Below are 16,283 nucleotides of genomic sequence, written 5' to 3'. Positions count from 1 at the left end.
GGCGCAGCCGGGGTGCCGTTGGGCGCAGGTGTCGCCCGGGACGCGGCTGAGCCTTTCGCGGCGGGGAGTGCGCTCTCTAGCGTGCCCGGAAAATACCCCCACGCCTGCGAAGGTGGTGATCCACAGATGTCCACGGACACTCCCGCGTCCGCGCCCTCCGAGTCGACGGCGGAACGGTACCTGGCCGTTCAGCGGTCGGACGAGTTCGCCGGGTTGCGGCGCGCGCTGCGCGGCTTCGTCTTCCCGATGACCGTCGCGTTCTTCCTGTGGTACGCGCTCTACGTCATCCTCTCCGCGTACGCGCGGGGATTCATGGGCACGAAGCTGGTCGGCAACATCAACGTCGCCCTGGTCTTCGGCCTGCTCCAGTTCGTCTCCACGTTCGTCATCGCCTGGCTCTACTCGCGGTTCGCCAACCGGCGGATCGACCCGGTCGCCGACCGGATCCGCGCCGAGATGGGGGAGGTGAACCATGAACACGGTCCTCGCGGCTGAGGCGGGCAGCACCACCGCCCGGAACCTCACCATCACGCTGTTCCTGATCTTCGTGGCGATCACGTTGGCGATCACGGTCTGGGCCAGCCGGCAGACCAAGACCGCCACCGACTTCTACGCCGGCGGGCGCTCCTTCTCCGGCTTCCAGAACGGCATGGCGATCGGCGGCGACTACATGTCCGCCGCGTCCTTCCTGGGCATCGCCGGCATCATCGCCCTCTACGGCTACGACGGCTTCCTCTACTCGATCGGCTTCCTGGTCGCCTGGCTGGTGGCGCTGCTGCTCGTCGCCGAACTGCTGCGCAACTCCGGCCGGTACACGATGGCGGACGTGCTGGCGTTCCGGATGCGCCAGCGGCCGGTCCGGACCGCGGCGGCGGTCTCCACCATCACCGTGTCGATCTTCTACCTGCTGGCCCAGATGGTCGGCGCCGGCGCGCTGGTGGCGCTTCTGCTCGGCATCAAGCCGGGCACCACGTTCCTCGGCATGGACGCCGACACCGCGAAGGTGGCCACCATCGTGCTGGTCGGCGCGCTGATGATCATCTACGTCACGGTCGGCGGCATGAAGGGCACCACGTACGTCCAGATCGTCAAGGCGTTCCTGCTGATGACCGGCGCGCTGGTGATGACGCTGCTGGTGCTCGCGAAGTACAAGTTCAACCTGTCCTCGCTGCTCGGTGACGCCGCCGACGCGTCCGGCAAGGGCGCGGCGTTCCTCGAACCCGGGTTGCGCTACGGCGTGGAGACGCCCGGCGACGCGCTGAAGACGTTCTACAGCAAGATGGACCTGCTCTCGCTCGGCATCGCGCTGGTGCTCGGCACGGCCGGCCTGCCGCACATCCTGATCCGGTTCTACACCGTGCCGACCGCGCGGGCGGCCCGCAAGAGCGTGCTCTGGGCGATCGGCATCATCGGCGCGTTCTACCTGCTCACGCTGGCGCTCGGCTTCGGTGCGGCGGCGATCGTCGGCGGGCAGGCGATCACCGCGCAGGACAAGGCCGGCAACACGGCGGCACCGCAGCTCGCCGAGGCGCTCGGCGTGGACTTCTTCGGCGGGAACCTGGGCGGCGCGACACTGTTGGCGATCATCGCGGCGGTCGCGTTCGCCACGATCCTCGCGGTGGTGGCCGGGCTGACGCTGGCGTCGTCGTCCAGCCTGGCGCACGACTTCTACGCCAACGTCATCAAGAACGGCCAGACGTCGGAGCGGCAGGAGGTGAACGTCGCCCGGATCTCCGCGCTGGTGATCGGCGCCGTCTCGATCGTACTGTCGATCTTCGCGCAGAGCCTGAACGTGGCGTTCCTGGTCGCGTTGGCGTTCGCGGTGGCGGCCTCCGGCAACCTGCCGGCGATCCTCTACAGCCTGTTCTGGAAGCGGTTCAACACCTCGGGCGCGGTGTGGGCGATCTACGGCGGCCTGCTCGCCGCCGTGCTGCTGGTCTTCTTCTCCCCGGTCGTCTCCGGCGCGCCGACGGCGATGTTCCCCGACCACGACTGGCACTGGTTCCCGCTGTCGAACCCGGGCATCCTCTCCATCCCGTTCGGCTTCCTGTGCGGCTGGCTCGGCACGGTCCTGTCCAAGGAGCGCGACGACGACAAGTACGCGGAGCTGGAGGTGCGCTCGCTCACCGGCGCGGGCGCGCACTGACCGACACGGTGCGAGGCGGGGCCCCGGCCACGGGCGGGGGCCCCGCCTCACGTGTATAGGGTGGCGGGCATGAAGGTTGCCTCGCGGTTCGGTGCCGGACACCGCATCCTCGTCACCGGCGGCGCCGGCTTCGTCCCGTCCCACCTGGTCGACCGGCTCGTCGAGCGCGGCTGCACGGTGGTGGTGCTGGACAACTTCGTCACCGGCTCCAAGGACAACGTGTCCCACCTGCTCGAGAAGCCGACGTTCACGCTGGTCGAGGCGGACATCTCCGACGGCCTGCCGACCGACCACCCGGCGATCGCCGAGCGGTTCGACGCGATCCTGCACATGGCGTCGCCGGCCAGCCCGACCGACTTCGAGAAGTTGCCGGTGGAGATCCTCCGGGTGGGCTCGGTGGCCACGCTGGCGCTGCTGGAGCGCGCCACCGCCGACGGCGCGCGGTTCCTGATGGCCTCCACCTCCGAGGCGTACGGGGACCCGAAGGAGCACCCGCAGCGCGAGACGTACTGGGGCAACGTCAACCCGATCGGCATCCGGAGCGTCTACGACGAGGCGAAGCGCTTCTCCGAGGCCGCCACCATGGCGTACCACCGCAGCCGGGGCACGGACACCGCGATCGTCCGGATCTTCAACACGTACGGCCCGCGGATGCGGCCGGACGACGGCCGGGCCATCCCGACGTTCATCTCCCAGGCGCTGCGCGGCGAGCCGATCACGGTGCACGGCACCGGCAACCAGACGCGCTCCATCTGCTACGTCGACGACCTGGTGCGGGGCATCCTGCTGCTGCTCGACTCGACGCAGACCGGCCCGATCAACTGCGGCACCGAGCACGAGATGTCGATGCGGCAACTGGCTGAGACGATCGTGTCACTCACCGGAAGCTCCTCCGAGGTGAGCTACATCACTCGCGCCTCGGACGACCCGGAGATGCGCCGCCCGGACCTGACGCTCGCCCGTGAGCTGCTCGGATACGAGCCGAGCGTGACGCCCGAAGACGGCCTCGGACGCACCATCGCGTACTTCCGGGGGCGGCTAGGGTACTGAGCCCGGCTGTCAGCCGGCTGAGCGCCGCGCGCGCCTGAGCGCGGCGGTGGAACGGCCGACCTACCCTCGGTTACATGTCAGCGACCTCGTCTGCCGGCGCACCTCTCCCCCGCCCCCTGAACCGGGGTGCGGGCCGCGCCTCGGTCCCCGGCTCCGACCGGGGCGCCACCGCGCGCGCCCGCGCCACGGAAACCCGCTGGTACCCGTCGCACGACGAGGCGCCCCGCTCGGGCGGCCCCGGTGGGCCGGGCGGACCGGGCGGACCCGGTGGCACGGGCGGCGGCGGCTTCGGTGGGCCGGGCCGTCGACCCCGCCCGCGCTGGGGGCGCATCGGCCTGGTGGCCGGCATCGCGGTGCTGGTGCTGGCGTTGCTCGGTGGGATCGGGGCCTGGTTCTACGCCCGCAATCTCGACGACGACCTGGCCCGCACCGACCCGTTCTCGGAGATCACCGGCGGGCGGCCGGCCAAGCAGGTCGACGGCGCGTTCAACATCCTGCTGGTGGGCAGCGACTCGCGGGACCCGGACGCCCCGGTCGACGGCGCCGGCAAGTGGCGGGCGGACACCGTGATCGTCATGCACATCCCGGCCGACCACAAGCGCGCCTACCTGGTCTCCGTCCCGCGTGACCTGTACGTGCCGATCCCGGAGAACGCGGGCGCGTCCTGCGACTCCGGCTCACGTAACAAGATCAACGCGGCGTTCGCGTTCGGCGGCCTGCCGCTGGCGGTGAAGACCGTGGAGTGCTTCACCGACGTACGCATCGACCACGTCATGGCCATCGACTTCGCCGGGTTCAAGGACGTCACCGACGCGCTGGGCGGCGTCGACCTGAAGGTGGAGCGCACCGTCACGTCGATCCACAAGCCGTACCGGACGTTCACCAAGGGCGTGAACCACATGAACGGCGCCGAGGCGCTGGACTGGGTGCGGCAGCGCAAGCAGTTCCCGGACGGCGACTTCGCCCGGATGCGCCACCAGCAGGAGTTCCTGAAGGCGCTGATGGACAAGGCGGCGAGCACCGGCACGCTGACCAACCCGAAGAAGCTGAACGACTTCCTGAAGTCGGTCACCGCCGCCGTCACGGTCGACCAGGGATTCTCGTTGACCGACATGGCGGTGCAGTTCCGCAGCCTGCGCGGCGAGAACCTGACGTTCGTCACCAGCCCGAACCTGGGGGGCCAGACCGTCGACGGCCAGTCGGTGGTGGTCTCCGACCGGGAGAAGGCGCTGGCGATGTACCAGGCCATCGCCGGGGACAAGATGGCCGACTGGGTCGCGGCCAACCAGAAGAATTCGGGCGACAGCGCCGGCGGCTGACCGGGCGCTCGGGCTCGCCCGTTCGGCCACATCTCGGCACCATCGGCCGGGATTGACGGGAATACCCGCCTCAGGAGGTCGCGAGAACGGGAACGGATACGTAAAGTGGTCCCGCCCCCGATCACCGAGCTGGAGCACGCATGTCGGTCCAGACCAGTCGTCGCCCGCAGTCACCGGCACCCGGATCATCCGGGCGGGTTCCCCCGGTCATCCCCTCGCAGCCCGGTTCCGGCGGTCGTGGTCCCGGCGGCGGTGGCGGGAAGAAGAAGCGCACCAAGCGCAAGGACCCGCTCTGGGCGAAGCTGACGCTCGTGCTCGGCGCGGTGCTGATGGTGACAAGCGGCGTCGCGATCGTCGGCAGCAAGGCCGTGATCGGCCAGGCCACCAACAACATCGCCCAGCGCAACCTGCTCGGTGAGGCCGGCAAGAGCGAGGCCGAGGGCGGCAACAGCCTGGACGGCCCGATCGACATGCTGCTGCTCGGCGTCGACGCCCGGGCCCGCTGGGCCGCCGACGACGTCCGGTCGGACACGATCATCGTGCTGCACATCCCGGCCAGCCACGACCAGGCGTACCTGATCTCGATCCCCCGGGACACCGAGGCGCGCATCCCGGCGTTCAAGAACAGTGGCTACAAGGGCGGCACCGACAAGATCAACGCCGCGTTCTTCTACGGCGCGCAGAACGGTGGCGGCTGGGAGGGCGGCGCCCAGTTGATGGCCAAGACGATCAAGGGGATGACCGGCATCAGCTTCGACGGCGCCGCGATCATCAACTTCGGCGGCTTCAAGAACGTCATCGACGCGCTCGGCACGGTCCGGATCTGCGTCAGCCACGAGGTCCCGTCGCACCACATGTCGATGGTCGAGGGCAAGCCGATGTGGAACGCGGACGCGAAGAAGACCGGCAAGCCCTACAAGCCGGTGGTGCACAAGAAGGGCTGCAAGGAGATGGAGGGCTGGGAGGCGCTCGACTACTCCCGCCAGCGCTACGGCCTGCCCAACAGCGACTACGACCGGCAGCAGAACCAGCAGCAGCTCATCAAGGCGATGGCCAAGAAGGCCACCGACGGTGGCATGCTGACCAACCCGATCAAGCTCAACTCGCTGATGAAGGCCGCCGGCAAGGCGTTCGTGCTCGACACCGGCGGCGTGCCGATCGCCGACTTCATCTTCACGCTCAAGAACCTCAACGGGAACGACCTGGTCACGCTGCGCACCAACGGCGGGACGTTCGCCGGCAACAGCAACGGCCGGGAGACGTTCAACGAGACGACCATGGAGATGTTCCAGGCGGTCAAGAACGACAAGCTGGCCGACTTCATCGTGGCCAACCCGACCGTCCTCTCCACCCGGAAGTGACCAAAGCCGGCACCGGCCGGCCCGTCCCCCCGTAGCCTGACCTGAGCGGATCTCAGGTCGGCGCCACGGGGGGATCGTCACGTCCAGACCAGCACGGAACCGACGCGGGCGGCCTCGACCGGCCCGCTGGCCCCGGTTCCTGCTCGGCAGCGGGCTCGCCCTGGTCCTGCTCGCCACGCTCGGCGTGGCCGGGCTGCACTGGCTCAGCCACCGCTACGACCGCACGGTCAGCAAGGAGCTGCTGCTCGACCCGACCGCCCGGAAGAAGCGGACGGACCTGGACGGCGCACTCAACTACCTGCTGATCGGCTCCGACCACCGGCCCGGCGCGAACGCCGCCGACCAGCGCTCGGACACCATCCTGATCGTGCACGTGCCGGCCGGGATGCGGCAGGCGTACCTGATCTCCGTGCCGCGCGACCTGCTGGTGGCCGTCCCGGCCGCGCCCGGCTGGCCCGGCGGTCAGGACAAGGTCAACGCCGCGTACGAGCACGGCGGCGGTGGTGAGGGCGGCGCGCGGCTGCTCAGCGCCACCCTCACCCGGCTCACCGGCATCCGTTTCGACGGCGCCGCGCTCGTCGACTTCTCCGGCTTCACCCGGGTGATCGACCAGCTCGGCGGCATCCGCATGTGCGTGGACACGCCGGTCCGGTCGATCCACACCGGCGCCCGGTTCGAGCCCGGCTGCCAGCGGATGGACGGGGCCCGGACACTGGACTACGTGCGGCAGCGCTACGACCTGCCCGACGGCGACTACGACCGGCAGCGGCACCAGCAGCAGATGCTGCGGGCGGTGCTCGACCGGGCCGGCGAGACGCACCTGCGCGGCGACCCGGTGAAGCTGGACCGGGTGCTGCGCGCCGTCGGCGGGGCGCTGACCGTCGACACCAACGGCGTACCCCTGAACGAACTGGTGTTCGCGCTCCGCGCGCTGCCGGCGGACGCGCTGCGCGGGGTCCGGCTGCCCTCCCACCCGCAGACCATCGACCAGGTGTCGTACGTGGTGCTGGACTCCGACGGCGGCGATCTGTTCACCGCGTTGCAGGACACCCGGGTGCCGGAGTGGGCCGGCGCCAACCCGCGCTGGGTCAACCGGCTCTGAGCCCAACGGGCGACTAGGCTTTGACCCGTGTTCGGAGCCCAACTTCCCAGCGTGTCCGCGTCGGCCGTGCCCGACGACGTCTACCTGCTCGACGTCCGGGAGGACGACGAGTGGGCCGCCGGCCACGCGCCGGCCGCCCACCACCTGCCGATGACCGAGCTGCCGGCCCGGCTCGCGGAGATTCCCGACGACCGCGAGGTGGCGGTGATCTGCCGTTCCGGCGGCCGTTCCGGGCAGGTGGTCGGCTACCTGCTGCGCAACGGCTGGGACCAGGTCCGCAACGTCGAGGGCGGGATGGGCGACTGGGCCGCCGCCGGCCGTCCCGTGGTCACCGACGACGGGCAGCCGGGTCGGGTCGTCTGAGGCACGGTGCGGCCATGACCGACCCCCTGGTCTTCGCCCACCGCGGCTCCTCGTACGACCTGCCGGAGCACACGCTCGCCGCCTACCTGCGCGCGCTGGACGAGGGCGCGGACGGGCTGGAGTGTGACGTCCGGCTGACCCGCGACGGGCACCTGGTCTGCGTGCACGACCGTCGGCTCGACCGGACCAGCAACGGTCACGGCCTGGTCAGCGCGCGTACGCTCGCCGAGCTGGAGGCGCTCGACTTCGGCTCCTGGCACCCCGCCGCGGCGGAGGCCGTCGCGGCGGCCCGGCTCGACGAGTCGCACATCCGGCTGCTCACGCTGGAACGGCTCCTCGACGCGGTGCTGGCCGCCGGGCGGCCGGTCCGGCTGCTGATCGAGACGAAGCACCCCTCGCGCTACCGGGGCGACGTCGAGCGCCGGCTGATCGACCTGCTGCGCCGGCACGGCCTGGCCGAGCCCGGCCCGGACGATCCGGTCCAGGTGACCGTGATGTCCTTCTCGCCGCTGGCCGTACGCCGGATCCGTGAGCTGGCGCCGACGCTGCCCACCGTGCTGCTGCTGGAGGTGCTGCCGCGTTGGCTGCGGCTGGGCCGGCTGCCCTTCGGCAGCCGCATCGCCGGCCCGGGGGTGGAGCTGGTCCGGGCCCGCCCGCAGCTCGTCCCGGCGCTGCGGGCCGCCGGCAACTCGGTCTACGTCTGGACCGTGAACGAACCGGAGGACCTGGAACTCGTGCTGGCCGCCGGGGTGGACGGCGTGATCACGGACCGGCCCGCCCGCGCGTTGGCCCGGTTGGGCCGGTGAGCCTCGTCGATCCGCCGGGGGACGGTCGCCCGGTGAGGGGGTATCCCCGACGCGACCGGCGCGGCACACTCGGGACATGCCGGAGCGAACCGACTACCCCACCCTCATCGCCGGCCACACGAGCGCGATCCAAATGATCAATTCCGGCGAGTCCGGCCTCTCCGTGCTCACCCGCCTGCTCCGGGAGGTCGAACCGGCGCTCGGCGCGGCGGGCCTGGTCTTCGTGGAGTTCACCCCGGCCGGCGGGCGGGTGATCGCGGCGACCGGCAGCGCCGAGTTCGTGACCGGCCGCCCGCTGCCGGCCACCGACCCGGCCACCGTCTGCCTGCTGGCCGGCCCCCCGGTCCGGGAAATCCGGGTCGACGCGATCCCGGGTGCGCTCGCCGACGAGGTGGTCGGCCGGGGACTGCGCCGGATGATCGTGGCCCGCGCCGAGATCGCCGGGCTGACCGTCGGCAGCCTGCACGCCCTCTACCGGACCGGCGAACCGCTGGACGCCTCGCAGCGCGCCGTCGTCGGGTACGTCGCCGCCTGCATCGCGCACATGTACGGCGACCAGACCGGCCTGCCGGTGCACGGCGACGGCCCGGTCGTGGCGGCGCTCGCCGACGGCCTGGCCGTGGTCGACCGCGACCAGCGGGTCCGGCTCTGGAACCCGGCCGCCGCGCAGGTGATCGGCCGGCCGGCGGAGGAGGCGCTGAGCCGGCCGCTGCCGTTCCCGCTGCCCCCGTCCGGGCAGGTGCTCGACCATCGCCTGCCGGACGGCCGCTGGCTCCGGATCACCTCCGGCGAGCTGCCCGGCCCGACCGCGCTGCGGGTGGTCACCTTCCGCGACATCACCGACCAGCAGCGGCGCGACCACGACCGGGACCTCTTCGTGGCGGTGACCAGCCACGAGCTGCGCACCCCGGTCACCGTGATCAAGGGGTACGCGGACACGCTCACCGACCACTGGGAGTCGCTCACCGACGCCGACCGGAGGCAGGCCGCCCGGATCATCGGCCAACGCGCCAACGAGCTGGCCCGGCTGGTCGACCGGCTACTCACCGCCGCCACCGAGAACCGCCCCGGCGGGGAACCGGCCGCCCCGTTCGACCTGGTCGACGCGCTGCGGGCGGCGGTGGTCGACCTGCCCGCCGACCTCCGGCACCGGATCGTGCTCGACCTGCCCGCCGACCTGCCCAAGGCGCTCGGCGACCGGCACAGCCTGGCCACCGTCCTCACCGAGCTGGGCACCAACGCGGGGAAGTACTCGCTGCCGGACACGCCGATCGAGATCGGCGCCGACGCGACCGAGCGGACGGTCTCGTTCCGGGTCGCCGACCGGGGCATCGGCATCCGGCCGGAGCACGTGGAACGGGCCTTCGACCGGTTCTGGCAGGGCGAGTCCGGTGACCGCCGGCGCTACCCCGGCGCCGGCCTGGGCCTCTACCTCGTCCGGCAGATCGTGGAACAGCAGAACGGGTGGGTGTCCCTCCGGCCGAGGGCCGGCGGAGGTACGGTCGCGGAGGTGCGGCTGCCCCGGGGTTGACCCGGGGCGTTCACGGGGTGGAGAGGAACGGCGTGTCGACAGGACCGGCGGAACGGTCGTGGTGCGTGGTGGTGCCCCACCACGGGACCGGCGCGCGCGTGGCCCGGCACCGGCTCGCCGACGAACTGACCGGCGTCGTACCCCCGGCGCTGCTGGCGGACCTGGTGGCGGTCCTGGCCGAACTGGTCGGCAACGCGGTCCGGCACGCCGAGGCGCTGCCCGGCGACGTGGTGCGGGTGGCCTGGCGGCTGCGCGCCACCGACCGGGGGCCGGTCGTCCTGCTCCGGGTCACCGACGGGGGCGCCGGCGCCGGCCCGCGCATGCGCGTCGCGTCCCCCGACGCGGTCGACGGGCGCGGGCTGCACATCGTCGCCGGGATGGCCAGCCGCTGGGGTGTCGACCGGGACGGCCTGGGCCAGAGCGTGTGGGCGGAGTTCGACCCGACCGGGTCGCACCGGGCGGACCTGGTCGTCGCCGGCTGAGCCGGTGGGCGTGCGGGTCCCGCCCCCGGCCGGGCCTCCGGCCATCTAGGCTGTCTGGCCGTGAGCAAGCGTCGAAAGAGCCAACGGGCCACCGAAGCCACCCCCAAGCGGGAGAAGGTGCGCGACGTCTTCGTGCCCCGACCGTTCGAGGGCCTGGTCGACGAGCCGGAGTGGATCGCCCTGCGGGAGTTGGTGCCGGCCGCGTCCGCGCCGCTGCGGTTGACCCCCGAGCTGGTCGAGGAGTACGGCGACCGGCCGGTCGTCCTGGCCACCGTGCTGCCGATGGCGGCCCCGGCGGTGGCCAAGCCGGACGGGCGGGTCCTGATCGGCCTCCAGCGCCACCAGCAGTCCGGCGACGTCTCCCGGGACCTGGCGGACGCGCTGCTCTGCGCGCTGCGGACCGATCCGGGCGGTCAGGTGAGCGTGCCGCCGCTGCCGGGGCCCGGTCCTCGCCTCCAGGACATCCTGGTGGACGGGCCGCTGGAGATCAGCATGCACGACGGGTTCGAGTTCTGGCTCGACCCGGGCGCCACCGACGACCCGACCGTGCAGGCGTCCCTGGAGCGGGCCAACGCGGCGGTCTACCCGACGGTCAAGCTGGACGCGGCCCGGGCGGCGTACTGGTGCCAGGTGCCGGAGAAGGCCCACGTGCGTTGGGTGCTGCCGGACGACGAGGACGCGGCGCTGGACGCCCTGTCCCGGCTGGGCGCGACCGGCGCGCTGACGCTCGGCGACGACACCCGGTTCGCCGGCATGTTCCGGGCGCACGGCCGCCTGGCGCCGGTCTGGGACCTGCCGGAGGACACCCCGGCCGTCGAGTGGGAGGGTCCGGTCGCCGAGTTCGCCAAGCGCTACGCCGAGGCGCTCGCCGACCGGGAGCCGCTGGACGCGGCCGGCCGCCGGGCCCGCCAGGGCCTGCTCGGTCGTCAGCTCACCCTGCGCTGACCCCCGCGGTGAGCAGGGGCCCCTTCTTGACACTGGATGTCAAGAAGGGGCCCCTGCTCTACCGGAGGCGTCAAGCGGGGGCCCCGCCTTTCTCGCGGACCAGCGGGCAGGACATGCAGCGGGGGCCGCCCCGGCCGGAGCCCAGCTCCGAGCCGGCGATGGCGATCACCTCGATGCCGGCCCGCTCCAGTTGCGCGTTGGTCTCCACGTTGCGTTCGTAGCCCACGCAGAGGCGCGGCGCGAGGGCGAGCGTGTTGTTGCCGTCGTCCCACTGCTCGCGTTCGGCGGTCACCGGATCGAGGCCGGTGTCGATCACCCGGAGCTGGTCGAGGTCCATCGCGTCGGCGGCGGCCCGCAGGAACGGCGCCGGGCCGTCGACCCGTGGCTCGCCGTCCGCGCCGGCGACGACGGTGTACGCGGACAGCTCGCTGGCGATGTTCGGGTACATCAGCACGGCGTCCACGTCGACCATGGTGCAGACCGTGTCCAGGTGCATGGTGGCGCGTTCCTGGGCGATCGGCACCACCAGGATGGTGTGGGCCAGCCCGGCGGCGAAGACCTGCCGGGCCAGCCGCTCCGCACCGGCCGGGGTGGTGCGCTCGCCGACGCCGACGGCGAGCACGCCCGGGGCGAGCAGCAGCACGTCGCCGCCTTCCAGGTGCTCCAGCCCGGGGTGGTAGACGAACTCGGTGCCGACGAAGCGCGGGTGGTGGCGGTAGATCGCGTCGGTGAGCGATGTCTCCCGCCGCCGCGCCGGCATGGCCAGGCTGGTCACGCCCACCCGGTCGCCGATCCACACCGACGAGTCTCGGGTGAAGAGCAGGTTGGGCAGCGGGTCGATGACGAAGTCGTGCCGGTCCATCAGCGTCCAGACCAGACCGCCCGGCCGTTCGGCGCCGATCCGCAGTTCCTCGTGGGCGAGCCCGGCCATGAACACGTCGGCGAGGGCGGCCGGGTCGAGGTAGGCCAGGTGGTCGGCGACCCGGGCGCGGAGGGTGTCGCCGAGGCGGGGGGACCGCAGCACCTGCTCGGTCAGTTCGGCCCGGGCGTCCGCCACGGCGAGCGTCTCGGCCAACAGGTCGGCCAGGTAGAGCACCTCCACGCCGCGCGAGCGCAGTGCCGCCGCGAACGCGTCGTGCTCCTCCTGCGCCCGTCCCACCCATGGGATAGCGTCGAACAGGAGGGAGTCGTTGTTGCGTGGGGTGAGGCGGGCGAGTTCCGGCCCCGGGCGGTGCAGCAGTACCGTGCCGAGTCGAGCCACTTCGCTGTCCACGTAGTGCGTCACCCCCGCAGCCTAGGGCAGGCTTCCGCACCATCCGGAAAAGAAGTGTGAATGAATATGGCATTCATCCACACTCACTCCGGCGGTCCAACTTGCCGAACCCCCGGGTGCGCAACGTAGGGTAGTGGAGACATAACTTCGAGAGACCTTTTGCCGGAGGTCGCGATGACTGTCTTTCCCGCTCGCCGGGCCGTGCCGAGCCGGGCTCTGCCGCCTTCCGCGGCACATCCCCGGGTCGATACCGCATCGGCGCTCGAGCCGGCTCGACCGACTCCTCTGGAGTGGGCCCGCCGCCGCCGTGCCGAGCGGGGCGCCCGCCGGCTGGAGGCCGCCGGGGCCCGCGCCCTGGGGCAGCTCGACCACCTCGGTCCCGCCTGGCACGTCATCGAGTGGCCCCGGACGGACCCGGCCGACGCGCTGTTCGACCAGGGCGAGTCCGACCGGGCCGGGTTCCTCGCGATCGGCCCGAGCGGCCTCTTCGCGGTCACCGTCGCCGACCACGGCCGGGCCCGGGTGCTGGTCGCCGGCGACGTCGTGCAGATCAACGGCAAGCGTCCGCCCTATGTGGCCGAAGCGCGCCGGGACGCCAAGCGGGCCAGCAAGGCGCTCTCCGACGCGGTCGGGCTGCCGATCCCGGTGACACCGGTGCTGACGTTCGTCGGCTCCGGCGTGATCAGCGTCTACGGCCTCCCGAAGGACTGCCTCATGGCCACCCACCGGGAGCTGGACCGGCTGCTCGTGGCCGCCGGCAACCGGATCAGCCCGGCCACCGCCGAAAAATTGTCGCGGGTCGCCCAGGCGCCCTCGACGTGGCTGAACGGCACGTACCGTCCATCTGCCGACTACCGGTGGTATGACGAGGGCCGAACGGCCGCTGACAAGCGGGCCGCCCGCCGGTAACGTCTCCGGCGACGCCACGCGGTCCGCGGCACCGCCCCGACCGGTTCCGTCGATCCGCGTCGTCGCCGGCCGCCCGACCCCCGGGGCTCCCGCCGCACCGACGCATGTCCCCGGCACCCGAGCCACCCCGGCCCACGGGCAGCACCGGCGGCCGGGAGAGCGCAGCGCGGCCGGAAGGTCGCCCGTGCCGACCGGCTAGCGTGGACGGACCGTCGGTGTACATAGGAGGCGCGGTGGCCCACGTCGAGCTCTCACTCTCGGAAGTGTTCGCGTCCCCGGCGGAGACACGCACCGAGCAGGAGTCCGACAACTTCGCGCAGTGGTCCGGGACGGTCTCCCGGGCCGCCGAGCCGTGTCTGTTGATCGACGCCGACACCACCGTGGTGGCGATCTCCTCGTCCGGCTGCGACCTGCTCTGCCTCGGTGCGCCGGAGGACGTGATCGGCCGGCCGCTGCTGGAAGGTGGCCTGCGCCTGGTCGACTTCACCGCCAGCCCGAGCGAGCTCACCGAGCAGGAAACCGACAAGATCCCACCGCTGCTCGCGCTGCTCTCCGGCCGGCTCGCCCGCGGCCTGCTCCGGGTCCAGGGGCCCGGCTCCGACGCCGGAACGACGGTGGACGCCATCTCCACGCCGGTGCTCACCGGCGCCGCGGTGGCCGGCTCGCTCACCTTCTTCTCCGTGCTCTGACCGCTCGTCCGAGGTCGAGGACCACCCGTGCCCCCTGCCCCGTCCGCCCGTCGGCATGCCCCGGTGACGCTGCTCACGCTGCTCGTGCTGACCTCCTGCGGCACCCCGCCCGAACTGCGCGACCCGCCGGCCACCGCGACCAGCGCCCCACGCGCCTCGGCGTCGGCCACGCCCACGCCGGGCGCGACCCCGACCGTGCCGGCCGTCCCGTCCCTGCCCGCGCGCACCCCACCGGCCCCCGACCCGGTCGCCACGCCCTGCCGGGGCACACCGTCCGGCGACCGGATCGTCGCGATGCTGCGCGGCTCCGCCGGGGTCCTGCCCCGCAACGTCCGGATCACCGTGCGGACCGGCCCGCTGTGCGCGGAGGGCTGGCAGTACACCGTGCTGGCGGTCTCCGGGCACGAGGAACTCCAGGTGGTCACGCGCGGCCGGTCCGGCACGCCCACCCTGGTGACCGCCGGGACGGACGTGTGCGGCGTCGAGGTGCGCGCCACCGCGCCCACGGGCATCCGCACCCTGGCCTGCGACGGTCCCCCGGGTGCGTAGGCTGGTCGCCATGCCCGGAACACCGCCGACCCGCTTCGTCTACCTCGGTCCCGAGGGCACCTTCGCCGAGCAGGCGTTGCGCACCGTGCCCGCCGCCGAGCGGGGGAGCCGCACGCCGGCCCGCAGCGTGGGCGAGGCGCTGGACGCCGTACGGGCCGGGGACGCGGACGCCGCCCTGGTGCCGCTGGAGAACTCCATCGGCGGCGCGGTCGGGGTGACACTCGACGAGTTGGCCGAGGGCGACCCGTTGGTGATCACCCGGGAGGTGGTGCTGCCGGTCGAGTTCGTGCTCGCCGGCCGGCCCGGCGTCACGACGGCCGTGGCGCGCAGCGTGGCGGCCCATCCGCAGGCGTCCACCCAGTGCCGTGGCTGGCTGCGGGACCACCTGCCCGACGCCACCGTGGTCGACGTGCTCTCCAACGGCGCCGCCGCGGCCGGCGCGGCGTCCGGCGAGTACGACGCCGCGATCTGCGCCCCGATCGGCGCCGCCCGGCACCGGCTGACCGTGCTCGCCGACAAGATCGCCGACCATCCCGACGCGGTGACCCGGTTCGCGCTGCTGTCCCGCCCCGGGACGCCTCCGCCACCGACCGGTGACGACCTCACCTCGCTGGCGGTCTACATCGCGCACGACCGGGTGGGCGCGCTGCTGTCCGTGCTGATGGAGCTGGCCGTCCGCGGCGTGAACCTGACCCGCATCGAGTCCCGCCCGACCGGTGAGGCGCTCGGGCGGTACGTGTTCTTCCTGGACTGCACCGGGCACGTGGCCGACGTCCGTCTCGGCGAGGCGTTGCAGGGGCTGCACCGGGTCTGCGCTGGCGTGCGCTTTCTCGGGTCGTACCCCCGGCACCGCTGGAGCACGGCGGCGGGCGACCGGCCGACGCCCGCGCCGGCCGGCCTCTCCGACGCCGACTACGCCGACGCGGCGGCCTGGCTGGCCCGGCTGCGCGCCGGCGAGCTGAGCTGACCGGGCCGGGTGCGCCCCCCAGGGTCGCACCCGGCCCGGAGACTTCACTGCAACAGGCCGCCGAGCAGGCCGCCCTGCTGCTGCTGGGCGCCGCTGCCGGCCACCGGCGGCTCCTCCGACGGCTGGACCACGACGAAGCCGTGACCGGCGAAGCTCATCGTGAACGCCTCGCCGGTGCTGCGGCCGAGCAGCGTGCCCAGGCCGAGCTGCTCGGCCCGGTGGTAGCCGGTCTGGAGGTTGGCCGACCAGCAGACCGCGGCCTGCGGGTCGACGTACGTCGGCGCGTCCACGTTCAGCACCACCGGGGTGCCCTTGGTGGTGACGGCGATCCGGCCGTGCCCGGTGAAGACGCAGTTGAACAGGCCGGCCGAGGACGCCATGCCCATGCCGCTGACCATCTTGATGTCGTACTGGAGGCTGGAGTCGAACGCCAGCACGCTGGAGCCGTTGATGGAGAGCGCGTCGCCCGGCTCCAGGTCGATGACGTGCACGTCCTTGGCGGCCTCGGCGAGGAAGACGTCACCGCGACCGGAGAGCTTCATCAGCGGGACACCCTCGCCGGTGAGCCGCTGCTTGATGAACTTGCCGATGCCGCCGGAGCCGAGCGCCTGGAACTGCACCTGGCCCTGGTACGCGACCATCGACCCGACGCGGGCCATCGCCTCGCCGTTCAGCTCGATCTTCAGCATCTTGGAGTTCTGCAGCCGCATGCCCGGCTGCTGGGACTCCTTCTCCAGGTTCTCCGCGGAGAACAGCTCGCTGCGCATCGGGTTTCCTCCTGCATCGGGGTG

General features: G+C 72.5%; 17 protein-coding genes. 15 read left to right on the top strand and 2 right to left on the bottom strand.

The features are described from left to right. Positions 1-126: 126 nt before the first annotated feature. From VKK44_RS29200 to VKK44_RS29150, 11 genes are all read left to right on the top strand, one after another. Positions 127-495 (top strand): DUF485 domain-containing protein, encoded by a 369-nt coding sequence (locus VKK44_RS29200; RefSeq protein WP_091061706.1) that lies wholly within the window; start codon positions 127-129, stop codon positions 493-495. Next, positions 473-2,146 (top strand): solute symporter family protein, encoded by a 1,674-nt coding sequence (locus VKK44_RS29195; RefSeq protein WP_343444371.1) that lies wholly within the window; start codon positions 473-475, stop codon positions 2,144-2,146. Before VKK44_RS29200 ends, VKK44_RS29195 begins: the two co-directional genes overlap by 23 nt. A 69-nt stretch (positions 2,147-2,215) precedes the next feature. Next, on the top strand, positions 2,216-3,196 hold the full coding sequence (locus VKK44_RS29190; protein ID WP_343444370.1) for an NAD-dependent epimerase/dehydratase family protein: 981 nt from the start codon (positions 2,216-2,218) through the stop codon (positions 3,194-3,196). A gap of 74 nt (positions 3,197-3,270) precedes the next feature. Beyond that, positions 3,271-4,515 carry an LCP family protein gene (locus VKK44_RS29185; protein WP_343444368.1) on the top strand — a complete coding sequence of 415 codons (1,245 nt, stop codon included), beginning with the start codon at positions 3,271-3,273 and terminating at the stop codon, positions 4,513-4,515. Positions 4,516-4,655: 140 nt separating this feature from the next. Further along, on the top strand, positions 4,656-5,876 hold the full coding sequence (locus VKK44_RS29180) for an LCP family protein (protein WP_343444367.1): 1,221 nt from the start codon (positions 4,656-4,658) through the stop codon (positions 5,874-5,876). Positions 5,877-6,060: 184 nt separating this feature from the next. After that, the gene (locus tag VKK44_RS29175) at positions 6,061-6,978 is read left to right on the top strand and encodes an LCP family protein (RefSeq protein ID WP_343444366.1); all 918 of its coding nucleotides are present in this window, start codon (positions 6,061-6,063) and stop codon (positions 6,976-6,978) included. Positions 6,979-7,005: 27 nt separating this feature from the next. Further along, entirely contained in the window at positions 7,006-7,341 is a 336-nt protein-coding gene (locus VKK44_RS29170; protein ID WP_343444365.1) for a rhodanese-like domain-containing protein, read from the top strand. Between the two features lie 14 nt (positions 7,342-7,355). Continuing rightward, complete coding sequence (locus VKK44_RS29165) at positions 7,356-8,147, top strand: glycerophosphodiester phosphodiesterase (RefSeq protein ID WP_343444363.1); 792 nt, start codon at positions 7,356-7,358, stop codon at positions 8,145-8,147. A gap of 76 nt (positions 8,148-8,223) precedes the next feature. Beyond that, positions 8,224-9,678 (top strand): sensor histidine kinase, encoded by a 1,455-nt coding sequence (locus VKK44_RS29160; protein WP_343444362.1) that lies wholly within the window; start codon positions 8,224-8,226, stop codon positions 9,676-9,678. Positions 9,679-9,743: 65 nt separating this feature from the next. Further along, entirely contained in the window at positions 9,744-10,160 is a 417-nt protein-coding gene (locus tag VKK44_RS29155) for an ATP-binding protein (RefSeq protein ID WP_343447938.1), read from the top strand. A 60-nt stretch (positions 10,161-10,220) separates the two neighbouring features. Continuing rightward, positions 10,221-11,105: a DUF5926 family protein gene (locus VKK44_RS29150; RefSeq protein ID WP_343444361.1), complete on the top strand. Its 885-nt coding sequence runs from the start codon at positions 10,221-10,223 to the stop codon at positions 11,103-11,105. 70 nt (positions 11,106-11,175) lie between these two features. On the opposite strand, the gene VKK44_RS29145 is transcribed toward VKK44_RS29150, so the two are convergent. After that, positions 11,176-12,390: an arginine deiminase gene (locus tag VKK44_RS29145; protein ID WP_343444360.1), complete on the bottom strand. Its 1,215-nt coding sequence runs from the start codon at positions 12,388-12,390 to the stop codon at positions 11,176-11,178. Positions 12,391-12,552: 162 nt separating this feature from the next. On the opposite strand from VKK44_RS29145, the gene VKK44_RS29140 reads away from it, so the two are divergent. From VKK44_RS29140 to pheA, 4 genes are all read left to right on the top strand, one after another. Continuing rightward, complete coding sequence (locus VKK44_RS29140) at positions 12,553-13,287, top strand: hypothetical protein (protein ID WP_343444359.1); 735 nt, start codon at positions 12,553-12,555, stop codon at positions 13,285-13,287. Between the two features lie 233 nt (positions 13,288-13,520). After that, positions 13,521-13,976, top strand: coding sequence for a hypothetical protein (locus tag VKK44_RS29135; RefSeq protein WP_343444358.1), 456 nt, complete (start codon positions 13,521-13,523; stop codon positions 13,974-13,976). Positions 13,977-14,003: 27 nt separating this feature from the next. After that, on the top strand, positions 14,004-14,525 hold the full coding sequence (locus VKK44_RS29130) for a hypothetical protein (protein WP_343444357.1): 522 nt from the start codon (positions 14,004-14,006) through the stop codon (positions 14,523-14,525). Between the two features lie 10 nt (positions 14,526-14,535). Beyond that, entirely contained in the window at positions 14,536-15,492 is a 957-nt protein-coding gene (gene pheA, locus VKK44_RS29125; RefSeq protein ID WP_343444356.1) for a prephenate dehydratase, read from the top strand. Positions 15,493-15,536: 44 nt separating this feature from the next. Here pheA and VKK44_RS29120 read toward each other — a convergent pair whose 3' ends face one another. Next, complete coding sequence (locus VKK44_RS29120; protein WP_343444355.1) at positions 15,537-16,259, bottom strand: AIM24 family protein; 723 nt, start codon at positions 16,257-16,259, stop codon at positions 15,537-15,539. Positions 16,260-16,283: the final 24 nt, after the last annotated feature.

This window comes from Micromonospora sp. DSM 45708 (assembly GCF_039566955.1).
In the GTDB taxonomy this organism is placed as follows: domain Bacteria; phylum Actinomycetota; class Actinomycetes; order Mycobacteriales; family Micromonosporaceae; genus Micromonospora.
The sequence above is the reverse complement of the archived record's forward strand: the minus strand, read 5'-3'. Positions and strand labels throughout refer to the sequence as shown.